At 59.5% G+C, this 15,044-nt stretch carries 17 protein-coding genes; 10 read left to right on the forward strand and 7 right to left on the reverse strand.

Features of this window, described 5'->3' with window-relative positions:
• Positions 1 to 3: 3 nt before the first annotated feature.
• On the forward strand, positions 4 to 1,011 hold the full coding sequence (locus SIB83_RS11475) for an ABC transporter substrate-binding protein (protein WP_413745894.1): 1,008 nt from the start codon (positions 4 to 6) through the stop codon (positions 1,009 to 1,011).
• Here the strand turns inward: SIB83_RS11475 and SIB83_RS11480 are convergent.
• Positions 1,000 to 2,076 (reverse strand): aldo/keto reductase, encoded by a 1,077-nt coding sequence (locus SIB83_RS11480; RefSeq protein ID WP_413747365.1) that lies wholly within the window; start codon positions 2,074 to 2,076, stop codon positions 1,000 to 1,002. The two genes, SIB83_RS11475 and SIB83_RS11480, sit on opposite strands and share 12 nt — an antisense overlap.
• A 77-nt stretch (positions 2,077 to 2,153) precedes the next feature.
• Complete coding sequence (locus SIB83_RS11485; RefSeq protein WP_413405949.1) at positions 2,154 to 2,738, reverse strand: bifunctional nuclease family protein; 585 nt, start codon at positions 2,736 to 2,738, stop codon at positions 2,154 to 2,156.
• A gap of 65 nt (positions 2,739 to 2,803) precedes the next feature.
• Here SIB83_RS11485 and SIB83_RS11490 point away from each other — a divergent pair, with 65 nt between their 5' ends.
• Together SIB83_RS11490 and SIB83_RS11495 are read left to right on the forward strand one after the other, a co-directional pair.
• Positions 2,804 to 3,451, forward strand: a complete 648-nt coding sequence (locus SIB83_RS11490; protein WP_413745895.1) for a riboflavin synthase — start codon at positions 2,804 to 2,806, stop codon at positions 3,449 to 3,451.
• Positions 3,452 to 3,524: 73 nt separating this feature from the next.
• Entirely contained in the window at positions 3,525 to 4,115 is a 591-nt protein-coding gene (locus SIB83_RS11495; RefSeq protein ID WP_413405953.1) for an HdeD family acid-resistance protein, read from the forward strand.
• A 129-nt stretch (positions 4,116 to 4,244) separates the two neighbouring features.
• On the opposite strand, the gene SIB83_RS11500 is transcribed toward SIB83_RS11495, so the two are convergent.
• The 4 genes from SIB83_RS11500 to SIB83_RS11515 all read right to left on the reverse strand — a co-directional run bounded on the left by SIB83_RS11500 (position 4,245) and on the right by SIB83_RS11515 (position 7,799).
• Complete coding sequence (locus SIB83_RS11500) at positions 4,245 to 4,601, reverse strand: AbrB family transcriptional regulator (RefSeq protein ID WP_413747366.1); 357 nt, start codon at positions 4,599 to 4,601, stop codon at positions 4,245 to 4,247.
• A 95-nt stretch (positions 4,602 to 4,696) separates the two neighbouring features.
• A complete protein-coding gene (locus SIB83_RS11505) occupies positions 4,697 to 5,311 on the reverse strand; it encodes a heme-copper oxidase subunit III (protein ID WP_413405955.1) in 615 nt (204 codons plus the stop codon).
• Positions 5,308 to 6,978, reverse strand: coding sequence for a cytochrome c oxidase subunit I (ctaD, locus tag SIB83_RS11510; RefSeq protein ID WP_413405956.1), 1,671 nt, complete (start codon positions 6,976 to 6,978; stop codon positions 5,308 to 5,310). Before ctaD ends, SIB83_RS11505 begins: the two co-directional genes overlap by 4 nt.
• Positions 6,975 to 7,799, reverse strand: a complete 825-nt coding sequence (locus tag SIB83_RS11515; RefSeq protein ID WP_413745896.1) for a cytochrome c oxidase subunit II — start codon at positions 7,797 to 7,799, stop codon at positions 6,975 to 6,977. Before SIB83_RS11515 ends, ctaD begins: the two co-directional genes overlap by 4 nt.
• Before the next feature lie 230 nt (positions 7,800 to 8,029).
• On the opposite strand from SIB83_RS11515, the gene SIB83_RS11520 reads away from it, so the two are divergent.
• Genes SIB83_RS11520 through SIB83_RS11550 form a run of 7 tightly spaced genes read left to right on the forward strand, consistent with a single transcriptional unit; the run spans position 8,030 to position 13,296 of the window.
• The gene (locus tag SIB83_RS11520) at positions 8,030 to 8,959 is read left to right on the forward strand and encodes a COX15/CtaA family protein (RefSeq protein ID WP_413745323.1); all 930 of its coding nucleotides are present in this window, start codon (positions 8,030 to 8,032) and stop codon (positions 8,957 to 8,959) included.
• Positions 8,952 to 9,959: a heme o synthase gene (locus tag SIB83_RS11525; RefSeq protein ID WP_413745897.1), complete on the forward strand. Its 1,008-nt coding sequence runs from the start codon at positions 8,952 to 8,954 to the stop codon at positions 9,957 to 9,959. Before SIB83_RS11520 ends, SIB83_RS11525 begins: the two co-directional genes overlap by 8 nt.
• A 28-nt stretch (positions 9,960 to 9,987) precedes the next feature.
• Positions 9,988 to 11,001, forward strand: a complete 1,014-nt coding sequence (locus tag SIB83_RS11530; protein WP_413405965.1) for an ATP-binding cassette domain-containing protein — start codon at positions 9,988 to 9,990, stop codon at positions 10,999 to 11,001.
• 37 nt (positions 11,002 to 11,038) lie between these two features.
• A complete protein-coding gene (locus tag SIB83_RS11535; protein ID WP_413745898.1) occupies positions 11,039 to 11,896 on the forward strand; it encodes an ABC transporter permease in 858 nt (285 codons plus the stop codon).
• Between the two features lie 4 nt (positions 11,897 to 11,900).
• The gene (locus tag SIB83_RS11540; protein WP_413405969.1) at positions 11,901 to 12,371 is read left to right on the forward strand and encodes a hypothetical protein; all 471 of its coding nucleotides are present in this window, start codon (positions 11,901 to 11,903) and stop codon (positions 12,369 to 12,371) included.
• 6 nt (positions 12,372 to 12,377) lie between these two features.
• Positions 12,378 to 13,094, forward strand: a complete 717-nt coding sequence (locus SIB83_RS11545) for an N-acetylmannosamine-6-phosphate 2-epimerase (protein ID WP_413745899.1) — start codon at positions 12,378 to 12,380, stop codon at positions 13,092 to 13,094.
• A 19-nt stretch (positions 13,095 to 13,113) separates the two neighbouring features.
• Positions 13,114 to 13,296 carry a hypothetical protein gene (locus tag SIB83_RS11550; protein ID WP_413745900.1) on the forward strand — a complete coding sequence of 61 codons (183 nt, stop codon included), beginning with the start codon at positions 13,114 to 13,116 and terminating at the stop codon, positions 13,294 to 13,296.
• A gap of 34 nt (positions 13,297 to 13,330) precedes the next feature.
• Here SIB83_RS11550 and groL read toward each other — a convergent pair whose 3' ends face one another.
• Positions 13,331 to 14,992, reverse strand: a complete 1,662-nt coding sequence (gene groL / locus SIB83_RS11555; protein ID WP_413745901.1) for a chaperonin GroEL — start codon at positions 14,990 to 14,992, stop codon at positions 13,331 to 13,333.
• Between the last annotated feature and the right edge of the window lie 52 nt (positions 14,993 to 15,044).

The following is a 15,044-nucleotide window of genomic DNA, read 5'->3' on the forward strand; positions in this document are numbered from 1 at the left end:
ATCATGAAGCCAGTTGTTCCGGCGCCATTGCTGAACCGTCGTCGGTTTCTCCGATTCGTCGCTGTGACAGCAGCGCTTGGGCTCAGCGGCTGCCGTCGGGGTGGTGCGGTTCCCACTCTGCGCTCTATGCCGGAGGTCCTGCCGGCTCTCTGGCGTCGCGATCTGCCGGCACCCTGGCGTTTCACCGCGCTCTCTGGAGCAACTCCCCTGAAGAGTCCCTGGCCACCTCCAACGGACCTGCTGGCGCTGAATGATGGCTGGCTGTCAGTGATCAGCCCCGATCGTTTGCAGGCGATCGCCGCGGACGCCCTTCTGGCGAGGATGGGTTCCTCGGGAGAACGCTTCCTCAACGAGATGCCTTCGGTTTGGAGGAGCCTGCTGTTGCCGGTGGCGTTCAGTCCCTGGGTGATGGTGTTTCGGCGTGAGGGGAAGAACGCACCCGCTCCTGATGCCGGCTGGGATGCCTTGCTCGACCCGGCAGTCAAGGGCAAGCTGCTGCTGCCATCCAGCCCGAGGCTGCTGTGTTCAATCGCCCAGAGAATGGGTGATGGCGACTCCTTGCGGCGCCTGCGTCAGGCGGCCATCAGTTTTGATGACCGCTTCGGCATGAACTGGCTTCTGCAGGGTGATGCCAGGGTGGCCGTACTGCCTCTGCAACGCTGCATGGCGAGCCTTCAGCGTGATCCCAGACTCATCGCTGTGTTGCCGGAGCAGGGTTCGCCGCTGCACTGGACGCTGCTGGTTCGGCCTTCCCAGACCGCTGAACCCATCCCGCAGGACTGGGTGCTGAAAGCGTGGAAGCAACCGTTGCTGTCTCGGTTGTTGGCACAGGGTTGGATTCCGCCGCTGCCCAGGGACGAGCTCATCTCCGCAGAGACAAGGATCCCTCAACGGCTTCGCTCCCTGGTGCTCCCTCAGGAATCGCTCTGGCAGCGAAGTTGGACGCTGCCTCCGCCTGACCCTGCCGAGGTGCAACGTCTGCAGAAGCTCTGGGAAGCATCAGCCCCATAGCCGCCGGCGTGGAGCAGCTGCCAGAAGCCGATGCGTCTCCGCCAGCAGATCAGGAATCGGTAGCTGGTGCGGGCATCGCGGCAGGCAGTCACCGCAGCGGTCGCACTGGCTTGCATCAACCGTCTCCCACCAGTGACCGGCCCGCCCGATCAGGTTGTAGCGCTCCCCTGCGAATTCCATCAGGTCATGACCATGGGCAAGATTGCGCAACCTCAGAAGCTCTGGGATGGGTACATCGTTTGGACAGGGCAGGCAGGCACGGCACTGACCGCACAGCTCATGTCCCAGCCGACTCCCGCGCTGCTGCTCAAGATGAGCGAGTGCCCTCTTCTCCTCCGGATCCAGCGGACCGTCACTGGCAGCCAGCGACCGAGCCAGTTTGAGGTCGGCTGCGTTCCTGGCGCCCACAGTGAGTGTGCTGATGCCCGCCGCCAGCAGAAAGCGATAGGCCAGCTGCAGTGGCTGGAAGGGAGTGCAGTCAGTCTTCAGCTGCTCACTCGGTGCCTGGAGACGACCACCTTTGTCTGCCGGTGAAATCGCCAGCACGCCCATGGATCGATCGAGGGCCAGCTGTGCCAGCGGCATGCGTGTTGGGTCCAGGAGATGCAGATGCAGGCAACAGAACCTGAAGCGGTCACTGGCGATTGCACGCTCGATCAAGTCATACGAGCCATGGCTGCTGAAGCCAACCTGGCGGACCCTGCCGCTTGTGAGGGCCCAGTCGATCAGCCGGGCTCCCTCTCCCTGGAGCACCCAGTCGAGATGGCTGTCCAGGTTCAGGCCATGTATGGCCAGGTTATCCAGCGTGTCGATTCCGAGCCTGTCCAGGCTGGCTTCCAGAGCTCTGGTTCCCGAAAGAAAACTCTGCCCGGGAAGCAGCTTGCTGGTGATCACCCAGCCACCGCCGGAGGGAGCAGCTCCTTCCCTGTTGAGCTGTGCCAGGGCCTTGCCCAGAAAGGCTTCAGCGGGCCCATAGGCCGGGGCTGTCTCGAGATGGTTGATGCCAGCAGCCAGGGCTGCACGCAACACCTGCAGCATCTGGTCGGGAGCCTGCAGGGCGCGCATGGTGCCGAGTGTGAACAGGCTCACATCGGCTCCGTCGCCGAATGGGCGACGCAGAACAGGTCGGGGCAGTGTGCTGCTCAAGGGGCAGGAGGGTCGCCCTGGGAGTCCCTCGGATCTCCCGGTTGCCGTGATTCAAGATGTCGTCCAAGGGCTGCGGGACTGATCCCGTCGAGAAAGCGTCGGAATTCATCACGGTCCTCCGCATCCGCTTCAGCGTCCACTGCGATCGAGGCTTCCGCGACGACCTCCTCGAGCATCCAGATGCTGCTGCCGGTGCGAATGGCCAGTGCGATGGCATCACTGGGGCGTGCATCGATCTCCAGGCGGTTGTCATCCGGACAGACAGCAGGATCAGGCTCATCCGTTTCGGCCGCCGCGGTGTCGTGGTCGCTGTCGCACAGGCGCAGCACGGCTCTGAAGGTGCTGTCTTCGATCGCGTGAATGATCACACGCTCCAGCTTCAAACCACCTGCGTCGAGCAAGGAAGCCATCAGGTCATGGCTGAGGGGCCTGGGCTGAGGCGTGTCACTGAGGCCGGCCATGATGTTGTGCGCCTGTGCCTGGTCGATCCAGATCGGCACCTGACGGCTGCGGGAGGGATCACGCAGCAGCACGATCGGACTGCGGCTGCTGGCATCAAGGGCGATTCCCGCCACGCTCATCTCGATCAAGTACGGCTCCGCCGCTGTCTCGATTATGACCAGTGCAGAGGGGATGGAGATGGGCGATGTTCACGGGGTTGGTCCAGGCGGTGGGTCAGGTCGAACGACGTGGCCGCGCTCTGCTGGTCGACGGCTGCAGTGCTTTTGCTCCCCTGCAGCTTGGTGACAGCGTCGCGGTGGACGGGGTTTGTCTCACGGTGGCGTCACTTGTGGGAGACGGTTTTCTTGCCGATGTGAGTGAGGAGACGCTTCAGCGCACCACTCTCGGAGGGAAGGCCGCAGGAGGAGGATCTGTGAATCTCGAACCAGCTCTGCGTCTCTCTGATCGTCTGGGAGGGCATCTTGTCAGCGGCCATGTGGACGGTATCGGTGAAGTGGTCGCTGTGGAGTCTCTGCCCCAGTCATGGCATCTGGAACTGCGCTGGCGGGATGCGGACTTCGGTCGCTACATCTGTGACAAAGCCAGTGTCGCGGTGAATGGCATCAGCCTCACGGTGGCGGGTTGTGCTGATGAAGGAGCACGCTTCTGGCTCGCCGTGATTCCGCACACGTGGTCGGTCACCGCCCTTCGTGATCTGCAGGTTGGCGATGAGGTGAATCTCGAAATCGATCTGCTGGCTCGCTACACCGAGAGGTTGATCAGTGCCGGGGGGGGCGAGAGCGAAGCACCGCCGATCAGCGCTGCCTGGCTCGCGGAGCACGGATGGAGCTGACCCTCAGGCACGAACCACGGCGGGATTCGTGAGGTCCCAATACCTTTCGGATGTTGTTCACTCTGAACTGTTCATGAATTCCGAGGACCGCTCCGAATCCCTGGGCACCTTCAAAGCCTTCTCGATCGCAGAGGGCATTCTTCTGATTGTTCTCGGCGTCCTGGCCCTGATCTTCCCAGTACTCGCGTCGTTCTGGACCACAGGTGTGATTGCCGTTCTGTTTCTCGTCGGTGGTGTGGTCGGCTGGGTCAGCAACCTTGCGCGTTCCGGCCGGATGGGTCGCTGGATCTGCTTCTGGCGTCTTGTGGTGTCCACGTTGTTCATCGTTGCCGGCGGCTCGATGATCAGTAACTTCCGTGATCCCGGTGACGCCGCAGAGCAAGTTGCTGCGTTTGCCTTGGCCATCGGCATCGTTTTTCTCGTGGAGGGCGTCGTGGCCTTCTTCAACGGACTGGCCAACAGCGGTCAGCCCGGGGCTGGATGGGCCATCGCCAACGGAGTCATCACCTTCATCCTCGGCCTGCTGATCGTCACCCTGAAGTTCTGGGGCCTGCTCTGGGTGCTCGGAACCCTGGTCGGCATCAGTTTCCTGTTCAGCGGAATCGAGCTGATTGCGTTCAGCTCCAGCATCGATGACGGTCAGGATCCCCCTGCTGTCGCTTGAACAACACAGGCTGAAACAAGCCTGAAGCAACAAACCCAAGGAGCAGCTGATCGCTGTCTCCTTGGGTCAAGGTCATGGCTGAACGAACTGCGTGATCGATGCCCTGACAAAAAAGTCAGGGATTTTTAGTCAGCTGGATTCGGCACGCGGCAGAAGCGTGATCGTGCCGGAATCCCTGTTCAGTTCAATCCTGAATTCCTGGCCTGGAACAAGATCAAGGCGTTTGGTGTAGGCATGACCAATCAGCAGATTGCCGTTGCCGTGAACACGAGTGCGGAACTCTGCCTGCCGTCCTCGGCTGCCGCCGCCTGAACCGCCATTGCTGGAGGGAAGTTTGTATCCCTTGGCTTCCACAAGGGCTCTGTAGAAACTTTTGCGCATCAGACGGCCACTCGGACCGACATAACCGCAGCCCCGTGCAATTTCATCTTCCGGGCGGTTGCTGAGAGCCCGCGCCTTGTTCAGTAATTCCTCTCCAACCAGCATGTCTATCGGAAAAGACACAACAATTCTGACTCCAGACTGCAACCCGGGCAAGGATTCCATCGAAGTTCTGTCACTTGATTCGATCTCGATGCTCGTCAGATCAGGTACAGAATCACAAACAGAATGACCCAGATTCCATCCACGAAATGCCAGTAGAGCTCGGCTGCCTCGAGTGGAAAATGATTGCTGGCCGTGACACGACCTGAAGGTGAGCGGCATTGCCACCACACAATCAGGATCATCAGTGTCCCCAGGGTCACGTGCAGCCCGTGGAATCCGGTGAGGGCATAAAAAGTGCTGGCGTAGAGATTGTCGGTGAGCCCGAAGGGCAGAGTGAAGTATTCGACCATCTGACTGGCGAGAAAGCCAAGCCCGAGAAAGGCGGTCAGCATCAGCCAGAGGCGGCAGCGCTCGTTGTTCTGTCTGCGCAGGTTCACGCCGGCGCGGTGAAAGGTTGCACTGCTCACCAGCAGCAGGATGGTGTTGAGCGTTGGGAGCGGCAGTTCAAGCTCGTAGATCGCACCTGGCATCAACGGATTCACAGCCCTGAAAGTGAGATAGGCGGCGAAGAATCCGGCGAACGTCATGGCGTCAGCCACGAGGAAGGTGGCCAGACCGAACATGCGGTGGTCCGGATGTTCAGCTCCGTGATCTGCAACGTGGTCATCCAGATGGTCGAACTGAGCGTTGGGAGGAGTGAGTGATGTCATTGACCACCTCTCCAGAGATCACTGCCGCTGGCGGAGTTCAGATCAATCTCGTTGGCGGGGGTGCCATAGCCGTAGGGATGGGTCACAAGAGGGGGTTCGCCTTTCCAGTTCTCAACCGGTGGTGGTGATGAGGTCAACCATTCGGGAGTGAGTGCCCGCCACGGGTTGTCTCCTGCGATGGCGCCATAGAAAGCACTCGCTATCACATTCCAGAGGAATGGAAGGGTGCTGATGGCCATCAGCAGCGCTCCTGCGCTGCTGATCTGATTGACAAGCTGAAACTGTGGGTCGTATTCGGCAACCCGTCTTGGCATGCCGTTCAGGCCGAGCCAGTGCTGAGGAGCAAAGCAAAGGTTGAAGCCAACGAAGGTCAGCAGGAAATGCAAACGGCCGAGATGCTCATCAAGCATGCGCCCGGTGATCTTGGGGTACCAGTGATAGATCGATGCAAAAATCACAAACACCGAACCTCCGTAGACGATGTAGTGAAAGTGGGCAACAACGAAGTAGGTGTCATGAACGTGAACGTCAAAAGGCACCTGTGCGAGGGCGACGCCAGTGATTCCGCCAAGCACGAAGTTCACAATGAAGCCGCAGGAAAAGAGCACAGCACTGTTGAGACTGATACGTCCGCCCCAAAGCGTTGCCAGCCAGTTGAAGAATTTGATTCCAGTGGGCACGGCAATGAATGCCGTTGCGATGGTGAAGAAAAGACGCATCCAGGGCGGAGTGCCACTCGTGAACATGTGGTGAGCCCACACCACCAGCCCCAGGCCGACGATGGCCATAATTGAATACACCATGGTGGTGTAACCAAACAGGGGTTTGCGGCAGTGAACCGGAAGGATCTCACTCACCAGGCCAAAGGCAGGCAGCACCATGATGTAAACCGCGGGATGGGAATAAAACCAGAAAAGATGCTGGTAAACGACAACATTTCCGCCCATTCCAGGATTGAAAAAACCAGTGTGAGCAACGATGTCGAAGCTCAGCATGATCAGGGTGCCCGCGAGAACCGGAGTGGAGAGCACCACAAGAATGCTGGTGCCAAGCATCGCCCAGCAGTACATCGGAAGCTGCATCAGCTTCAGTCCCGGGCGACGGAGCTTGAGAATCGTTGCGATGAAATTAATGCCACCGAAGATTGAACTTCCACCGAGAAGAAGAACACTCAGGATCCAGATGATCTGACCGGTTGCAGGTGTTGTGATGCTGAGAGGCGGATACGCTGTCCAGCCTGACTGGGCAGCACCTGTGATGAAATAACTGCTGATCAGCATCAATCCAGCTGGAGGAATGAGCCAAAAAGCAACCGCATTCAGCCTGGGATAAGCCATGTCCCTGGCGCCCACATAGAAGGGAATCAGATAATTGCCGAAAGCCCCATTGACCACGGGAACGATCCAGAGAAAGATCATCACTGTTCCGTGCAGTGTGAGGATCTGGTTGTAGACATCTCTGGCCATGAAATCTGAAACCGGACTCAACAGTTCGGTTCTGATCGCGCCTGCCATGGCTCCGCCGATCAGATAAAAGGCAAATCCGCAGACGAGATACTGGATGCCGATCACCTTGTGGTCAACGCTGAAACTCAGGTAGCGGAGCCACCCCTCCGGTTGCAGAGACGGTGAAGTCGGCGCTGTTTTCTGGGGAGCGGTGATCGTCATGCTTCGGCTGCTGGGATCTTTCGGTTGGACTGGAGCCAGCTATCGAAGTCATCGGCGCTGTCAACCACGACACTCGAGCGCATGCCTCCGTGATATGGGCCGCAGAGCTCTGCGCATACGATCGAATAGTTGCCCGTTCGTGTCGGGGTGAAGTCGAGGACAGTCGGCTGCCCGGGAATGACGTCCTGCTTCAGGCGGAATTCCGGAATCCAGAATGCATGGATCACGTCTTTGGCCTCCATTTTCAGTGAAACCGGCCGGTCAACGGGGACATGCATTTCTCCGGAGATGATGTCGCCGTCGGGGTAATGAAAGAGAAAAGCGAACTGCATCGCTGTGACCTCGATGGGTAATGGCGCGATGCCCACTGTTGTTGCCGTCTGGGAGTCCTGTGTTGAACCAATGCCACCCCAGATGCGTTGATCGACCATCGTCTCCGAGCCGTGATCGCCATGGCCAAGAGGCACCATTCCTCCCATGCGTTCGTAGATGTCGTAGCTGTACAGCCCTACGAACAGAACCACGATGGCAGGGACTGCTGTCCAGAACACTTCAAGAGGAAGATTGCCCTCCAGAGCCAGTCCATCGCCGAGCTGTCCTGGCCGACGACGGAAACGGACAAGACTGAACACAATCAGACCGACTATCCCCACAAAAAGGATTGTGCCGATGCTGAACAAAACACGAAACAACTCGTCGTAAATGGGGGCATTAGCGCTTGCGTCAACAGGCAGCAGGTTGATGTTCTGGCCGATCCATAACCCCCCGAGCACGAGGAGCATTCCCAGAACCAGGGTCAGAATTGCTGAGGGGATGGGCACCCCGAACCTCAACTTATGTCTCTTCAGGCTATGGAGGTTGATAACAATCACCACGTGTTGATTGTTAAGCAAGCCTGAAAATCCTTCGGGTTTTCTGAGTTCAAGGGTGCTCTTGTCAGCAAAGTCGCATCAAGTCTGAAAATTATGATGTTGCAGTCAGCTACACATCGTGCCGTTCTGATTCAGAGAGCTACGTTCCGTGGATAACCATCTCCATTAAGGAGTTTGTGTTGACTGCATCGTCGTTAATTCCGGTTCGTCTACGCCTAGCGCAGTTGGCTGCCCATCTTGTGGTGGCACTTGTGGTTCTGGTGGTGATCGGCGGAGCGACGAGGGTCATGCAGGCGGGTCTCGCCTGTCCAGACTGGCCTCTCTGTTACGGCTCGCTGCTGCCTGGACGTCAGATGAACGTTCAGGTCTTCCTTGAGTGGTTTCACCGTCTCGATGCCTTTGTGGTCGGCGTGGCACTGCTGGTGCAGATGGTTGTCGTCTGGTGGTATCGCCGAGAGCTGCCCGGATGGTTGCTGCCGCTCAGTGTGCTGCTGGTGCTGATGGTCGCCATGCAGGGAGGTCTGGGCGCGCTCACGGTGTTGAAGCTGTTGCCCTCCGCGGTGGTCACGTCTCATCTGGCTCTGGCTCTCATGCTGGTAATCACCGTCAGTGGTCTCACCCAGGTCCTTCTGGCCCCCTCCGGGTCCGAGGCTGCCCCCCGCTGGTGGATTGTGCTCGGCTCACTGAGTGTGCTGGCTGTTTCAGCGCAGTGTCTGCTGGGTGCAGGAATGGCCACGTCCTGGGCGTCTCAGCGCTGTCTTGATGCAGGTCAGGCCTGTCAATGGCTTCACTGGCATCGTGTCTCAGCAACGCCGGCAGCTCTTTCTGTGCTGCTGTTCGTGCTGGTTGCTCTGCTGGGTGGGCGCTGGGGCCGACAACAGTGGCCGCTGCTGTTGATGGCTCCTCTGCTTGTTGTCACGCAGATCGGCCTTGGTGTGACGACGTTGCGTCTGGGTCTATCGCAGCCCGCAGTGACCGTTGCTCATCAGCTGGTGGCCTGCCTGCTGGTCGCGGTTCTGGCAGGTCTGACCTGCAGGCGTCAACCTCCTGCATCCGATCCGCTCCCCGTCGTTGTCGACTCTTCCGCCTTGGAGGCGTGTCATGGCTAGTTCCAGCACAGCTGCATCCTCGGCTCCGCTCACGCGCGAGCAGATCGTTCCTTCACGCAAGCGCATCAAGCTTCCTCCCTGGCTTGAAGTGGCGAAGCCGCGCCTGATCCCACTGCTGCTGGCGACCACACTCGGCGGTATGGCTCTGACCGAGGGCTGGCCGCTGTCCTCTCCAAGGCTGGCCTGCACGCTTGGCGGTGGAGCTCTTGCCGCCGCCGCCGCAGGAGTTCTCAACTGCCTCTGGGAGCAGGAACTCGATGGCCGCATGCAACGCACAAGTGGGCGTGCTCTGCCCTCGGGTCGGCTCTCGCCAACAGCCGCTTTCACCGGCGCAGTTTCCTGCACCCTGGCCGCGGCAATGCTGCTTGTCAGCGGTGTGAACTGTCTCGCCGCAGGCCTGTCGCTGCTCGGACTCTGCAGCTATGTCCTGCTGTACACGGCATTGCTCAAGCCACGAACATCGCAGAATATCGTGATCGGCGGTGTCGCCGGCGCCATCCCTCCACTGGTGGGTGCAGCAGCTGCAACCGGTCATGTGGGGCTGGGGGGTTGGTGGCTTTTTGCGCTCGTAATGGTCTGGACGCCCGCGCATTTCTGGGCTCTTGCCCTGCTTCTGCGAGATGACTACCGGGAAGTAGGCATTCCCATGCTGCCTGTGGTGGAGGGGTCGGTCGTTACCGCTCGAGCCATCCGCCGTTATGGCTGGGCCACAGTTCTGGTCAGCATGTTCGGGATCTGGGCGCTGCCGGAGGGAGGGCTTTTCTATGGCCTGCTGTTGCTGCCCTTCAACGGGCGACTGCTTCAGATGGTCGGCAGACTCGCTGAAGAGCCTGACAGCATCGATCGCGCCAAAGGTCTGTTTCGCTGGTCGATTCTCTATCTCTTCGGGATCTGCCTGTTGCTGATCATCAGCCGATTCTCCGCTGCTTCCCTGTTCGACCTTCAACTCAGGGAGTGGCTGATGACTGTCGCCGCAGGCTTCTCTGGGATTGCTTCCTAGATTTCAAACGATCGTTTCCGTAGGCGGGATGTCACTGCTTGAGCTGGATCAACTGGAAAAGTCCTATGGAGCCGTTTCTGCTCTGAACGGACTCAGCCTGTCTGTTCCCTCAGGCTGTCTCTACGGATTGCTTGGACCAAATGGAGCAGGCAAGACCACAGCACTGCGCATTCTGGCCACGCTGCTTGCTCCAGATCGAGGACGTGTCGTCGTTGCAGGGGTGGATGCGCTTCAGGAACCAAGAACGGTTCGTCAGCTGATGGGGTATGTGGCTCAGGAGGTGGCGATCGACAAAATTCTCACGGGTCGAGAGCTTCTCGCACTTCAAGGCGATCTCTACCATCTGCAGCGACAGCACCGGAACCGTCGAATCGATCAGTTGGTGGATCGGATGTCGATGGGTGACTGGATCGATCGTCGCTGCGGCACGTATTCCGGTGGAATGCGAAGGCGTCTGGATCTTGCTTCCGGACTGCTGCACCAACCGCAGCTGCTTGTTCTGGATGAGCCAACGGTCGGGCTCGACATCGAAAGTCGCGCTGTGATCTGGGAGGTGCTTCGTGACCTTCGTGATCAGGGAACCACAATTCTGCTGAGCAGTCATTACCTCGAGGAAGTGGAGGCTCTTGCTGATCGGATGGCGATCATCGATGCCGGACAGGTGATTGCAGAGGGTGCTCCGGAAGCCCTGAAGCAGCAGCTTGGCGGCGATCGTGTGACCCTGAGAGTGCGCGAATTCAGCGACCAGCCGGAAGCGGAACGGGTACGCCAGCTTCTTGAAGTGGTGGACGGTGTGAGGCGGATTGTGATCAACCGCGCGCAGGGCTATTCACTCAATCTCGTTGTTGATGGAGAGCATGTTCTTGCAACGCTGAAGCAACGACTTGCGGTTGAGAATCTTGATGTCTTCTCCCTGTCACAAAGCCGCCCCAGTCTCGATGATGTGTATCTGCAGGCCACGGGCCGCACCCTGATGGATGCAGAGCTTGCTGTGGCAGGCCAGCGCGATCCCAAGCAGGAGCGACGACAGTCGATGCGATGAAGCCTCTCCTGATGTTCATTCAGTTTCCGTCTTGCCAATGACCAGCCCTGCCCTCAGCACAAGCTCCTCCAGCTCCGACAACGGCTCTGCCATAGCCGAGCTTCTGCAGGAAACATTCGCGCTCACGCGACGTCTCTTCCTTCAGCTGCAACGGCGTCCCTCAACTTTGGTCGCCGGTGTGCTGCAGCCATTGATCTGGCTGGTGCTGTTCGGTGCTCTTTTCTCACGTGCACCGGAGGGTCTGCTGCCTGGAGGCATGAGCTACGGACGGTTTCTGGGAGCCGGTGTCATTGTGTTCACCGCATTCAGTGCTGCTCTCAATGCAGGTCTGCCGGTGATGTTCGACCGTGAATTCGGTTTCCTGAACCGTCTGCTGGTGGCTCCGCTGCGCAGTCGCAGTTCGATTGTTCTGGCCTCGGTGATCTACATCACAACGCTGAGTCTTGTGCAGAGCCTGGCGATCATGCTCACCGCATCTCTGCTTGGTTATGGCTGGCCAGGCGCAGCTGGACTGCTGCTGGTGATGGTCACGCTGCTGCTGCTGGTGTTTGCGGTCACGGCCCTCAGCCTCGGGCTGGCGTTTGCCCTTCCAGGTCACATTGAACTCATTGCGGTGATTTTTGTGGCCAACCTTCCTCTGCTGTTTGCGAGCACGGCGCTGGCCCCTCTGAGCTTCATGCCTCCATGGCTGGGCTGGCTTGCAGCGTTAAATCCCCTTACCTTCGCGATTGAACCCATTCGTGCCGCTTATGCCGGCCCGCTTGATCTGTCATCGGTTCTGCTGGAAGCGCCCTACGGCTCTGTCACCGGTACCACCTGTCTTCTGGTGTTGTCGCTGCTGACGGCCGCGTTGTTCGTGCTGATCCGCCCTCTGCTCAACCGCAAGCTTGCCTGATTCCGTGAACCATTCCCCGTACCAGCATCAGGACCCTCTCCAGATCAGCCTGCAGCACCTGATCGAACAGGCCTTGCGACAGAACGATCAAGTGCTGCTGGCCCGACTTCAGCTGCAGTGGGTGCATCGCTTCGGTGTTGACTCCCTGCCGGTGGATTCTGAAGAACCTTCGTTGATGTCCACCGCTGATTCATCGGCTGAGATGGCCCCGATCGATCGCTCTGAACCGGTTGAACACGAAGATGCCCAACCCACAGCAGCTTCATCTGTGGATTCTGAAAAGTCTGACCAGGGGTTGACCCATTTCAGCTCCATGCTGAAAAACTGTCTTGACGATGTGAGTCGTGCTGTCGATTCTGGGATCAGTTCAGAGACACCGCCCCCGAATCTTCGTCCGGTTCCTGCTGCCGGGCCGCAGCGACTGCGGCGCTGGCTTTTGCCCGTCAGCCGGCATGATCTGCCCAAGGCGTCCTGAGGCGTCATGGTTGTCGCCTCCAGCCAGCGTGTCTGCCGGGATCATCTCGAGGGCGGTCTCATCGTTTCGGTTCAGGCTCCAGAGGGGTCTCCGATGCGTCATCCCGATGTGATCGCCGCCATGGCGGAGGCGAGTCTTCGCAACGGTGCCATCGGAGTCAGGCTGGAGAGTCCTGAACACATTGGAGCCGTTCGGGAACGTTGTCCCGATGCTCTCATCATTGGTCTGTGGAAACGCACCTTCCCAGACAGCTCCGTCTACATCACGCCTCGATGGGAGGAGATCAGGTCGGTCTGGGCAGCCGGTGCCGATGTCATTGCGCTGGATGCAACATCGCGTGATCGACCCTCTGGGCAAGAGCTTGGGCCGCTGATCAGGCAGGCGAAAACGGAGCTCGGCGCAGTGCTGATGGCGGACATTGACAGCGTTGAAAACGGTCTGAAGGCCGCGGCTCTTGGCTGCGATTGGGTGGGTACGACCCTGTTTGGATACACGGAGGAGACCGCTCAGCTCTCTCCGCCTGCCATGGATCTCCTGCATCCATTGAGGCGGCAACTGCCGCCCTCCACGCTGCTGGTGTGTGAAGGCGGCATCGCTTCGGCGATGTCTGCCGCTGATGCTCTCAACGGGGGGGCGGATGCAGTGGTTGTAGGAACTGCGATCACAGGAGTTGATCTCCAGGTGGCAGCTTATTCCAGGCACCTAAAAAGGCAGACTGGCTGAGTCCCGCGAGACTCATGCCATGCTGCGCCTGATTTGCCTCCCGGCGATGGTCGGCGGAATGGTCCTGGCTCTACCGGTTGCAGGTCTGCCGATGGGTGAGCTTCAGGCTCTGAACAGGGAGCTTGGGCATCTCTGCAGCAAGCCCCCACGCGAAGCTCTGGCGGTCTGTCGGATACACGCCCGCCTGGTTCAGGCCCTCTGAGCAGGCCCAGGCGAGCAGGTACAGACCGCTGGGTTCACATCATTCCGGGCATTCCCATGCCACCCATGCCGCCCATACCACCCATGCCGCCCATGGGATCCCCGCCAGGTGCTGCAGGAGCAGGCGGTTCAGGTTTGTCGGCCACAACCACTTCGGTGGTGATCAACAGTGACGCAATTGAAACCGCGTCCTGCAATCCAAGGCGCACCACCTTGGCGGCATCAAGGATGCCTGCCTGCAGAAGGTCCTCGTAATTGCCGGTCACGGCATTGAATCCCTTGCCGGAGCGTTGCACCTGCTCCACAACAATGTCCCCGTTGGCTCCGGCATTGATGGCGATCTGCTTGAGGGGAGCACTCAGTGCGCGCTGGACAATCTCCACGCCAGTGCGCTGATCTCCCTGCAGCTGAGCGGCAACGGAGTCAAGTGTTCCTGCCAATTGGAGCAATGTGGATCCACCGCCGGCAACGATTCCTTCCTCAACGGCTGCCCGAGTCGCATTCAGGGCATCCTCGATGCGCAACTTGCGGTTTTTGAGCTCGGTTTCGGTGGGTGCTCCCACCTTGATCACCGCAACGCCACCTGCGAGTTTGGCAATGCGTTCGGAGAGCTTTTCCCGGTCGTACTCCGACTCGGTGTTGTCGAGCTCACGGCGGATCGAGGCCACACGCTCGGCAACTGCGTCCCGGCTTTCCTCCCCGGCCACAATCGTGGTGCTGTCCTTGCTGATCGTGATCCTGCGGGCACGCCCGAGATCGGCAAGTGTGACCTTTTCGAGAGTCATGGCCCGGTCCTCGCTGATCACCGTGCCGCCTGTGAGGATGGCGATGTCCGCCAGGGCGGCCTTGCGGCGTTCACCGAATGACGGGGCGCGGACCGCGGCGACCTGCAGCACTCCGCGGTTCTTGTTCACCACCAGCGTGGCCAAGGCTTCCCCATCCACTTCCTCGGCCAGCACCACCAGGGGAGAACCCGACTGCTGAACGGCTTCGAGCACCGGTACGAGATCGGCCACGGCGCTCACCTTGCGGTCAGTCAGCAGCAACAAGGCGTTGTCAAATTCGCAGATCTGGCGATCGCCATCAGTGACGAAGTAAGGGGAGCTGTAGCCACGGTCAAAGGCCATGCCTTCGGTGACATCCAGTTCAGTGGCCAGCGATTTCGATTCTTCGACGGTGATCACACCGTCGACACTGACCTTGTCCATGGCTTCTTTCACCATCTGCCCCACTTCTTCATCGCCGCCGGCGCTGACCGTGGCCACCTGACGGATGGCATCTCCACTGACGGCCTGGCTCCGCTCTGACAGGCCTTTGACCACGTGTTCAACCGCGGCTTCCATGCCCCGGCGTAATTCGATCGGGCTTGCTCCGGCTGCCGTGTTGCGAAGCCCCTCCTCAACCATGGCCTGGGCCAGAACGGTTGCTGTGGTGGTGCCGTCTCCAGCCTTGTCCTTGGTTTTGGACGCCACCTGCTGGATCAATTTGGCGCCGATGTTTTCGAAGGGATCCTCGAGCTCAATCTCCTTGGCGATCGTGTCGCCATCGTTGATGATGTCGGGTGCTCCGAATGCCTTTTCAAGCACCACATTGCGACCGCGCGGGCCGATCGTGACGCGCACGGCATCGGCTAGAGCATTCATGCCCCGCTCCAACGAAGAGCGGGATTCATCCGAAAAACTGAGAAGCTTGGCCATGATCGACACTTACCCGCTGGTCAATGTCCCACAACGACAGGACGTCTGACTC

The organism is Synechococcus sp. MIT S9507 (genome assembly GCF_047304715.1).
In the GTDB taxonomy this organism is placed as follows: domain Bacteria; phylum Cyanobacteriota; class Cyanobacteriia; order PCC-6307; family Cyanobiaceae; genus Synechococcus_C.

What these genes read in the sequence shown, in the direction of transcription:
- SIB83_RS11475 (WP_413745894.1), top strand. Translation starts at nt 4, where the DNA reads ATGAAGCCAGTTGTTCCGGCGCCATTGCTGAACCGTCGTCGGTTTCTC.
- SIB83_RS11480 (WP_413747365.1), bottom strand. Translation starts at nt 2,076, where the DNA reads ATGCGCGCCCTGCAGGCTCCCGACCAGATGCTGCAGGTGTTGCGTGCA.
- SIB83_RS11485 (WP_413405949.1), bottom strand. Translation starts at nt 2,738, where the DNA reads ATGAGCGTGGCGGGAATCGCCCTTGATGCCAGCAGCCGCAGTCCGATC.
- SIB83_RS11490 (WP_413745895.1), top strand. Translation starts at nt 2,804, where the DNA reads ATGTTCACGGGGTTGGTCCAGGCGGTGGGTCAGGTCGAACGACGTGGC.
- SIB83_RS11495 (WP_413405953.1), top strand. Translation starts at nt 3,525, where the DNA reads ATGAATTCCGAGGACCGCTCCGAATCCCTGGGCACCTTCAAAGCCTTC.
- SIB83_RS11500 (WP_413747366.1), bottom strand. Translation starts at nt 4,601, where the DNA reads ATGCTGGTTGGAGAGGAATTACTGAACAAGGCGCGGGCTCTCAGCAAC.
- SIB83_RS11505 (WP_413405955.1), bottom strand. Translation starts at nt 5,311, where the DNA reads ATGACATCACTCACTCCTCCCAACGCTCAGTTCGACCATCTGGATGAC.
- ctaD (WP_413405956.1), bottom strand. Translation starts at nt 6,978, where the DNA reads ATGACGATCACCGCTCCCCAGAAAACAGCGCCGACTTCACCGTCTCTG.
- SIB83_RS11525 (WP_413745897.1), top strand. Translation starts at nt 8,952, where the DNA reads ATGGCTAGTTCCAGCACAGCTGCATCCTCGGCTCCGCTCACGCGCGAG.
- SIB83_RS11530 (WP_413405965.1), top strand. Translation starts at nt 9,988, where the DNA reads ATGTCACTGCTTGAGCTGGATCAACTGGAAAAGTCCTATGGAGCCGTT.
- SIB83_RS11535 (WP_413745898.1), top strand. Translation starts at nt 11,039, where the DNA reads ATGACCAGCCCTGCCCTCAGCACAAGCTCCTCCAGCTCCGACAACGGC.
- SIB83_RS11545 (WP_413745899.1), top strand. Translation starts at nt 12,378, where the DNA reads ATGGTTGTCGCCTCCAGCCAGCGTGTCTGCCGGGATCATCTCGAGGGC.
- SIB83_RS11550 (WP_413745900.1), top strand. Translation starts at nt 13,114, where the DNA reads ATGCTGCGCCTGATTTGCCTCCCGGCGATGGTCGGCGGAATGGTCCTG.
- groL (WP_413745901.1), bottom strand. Translation starts at nt 14,992, where the DNA reads ATGGCCAAGCTTCTCAGTTTTTCGGATGAATCCCGCTCTTCGTTGGAG.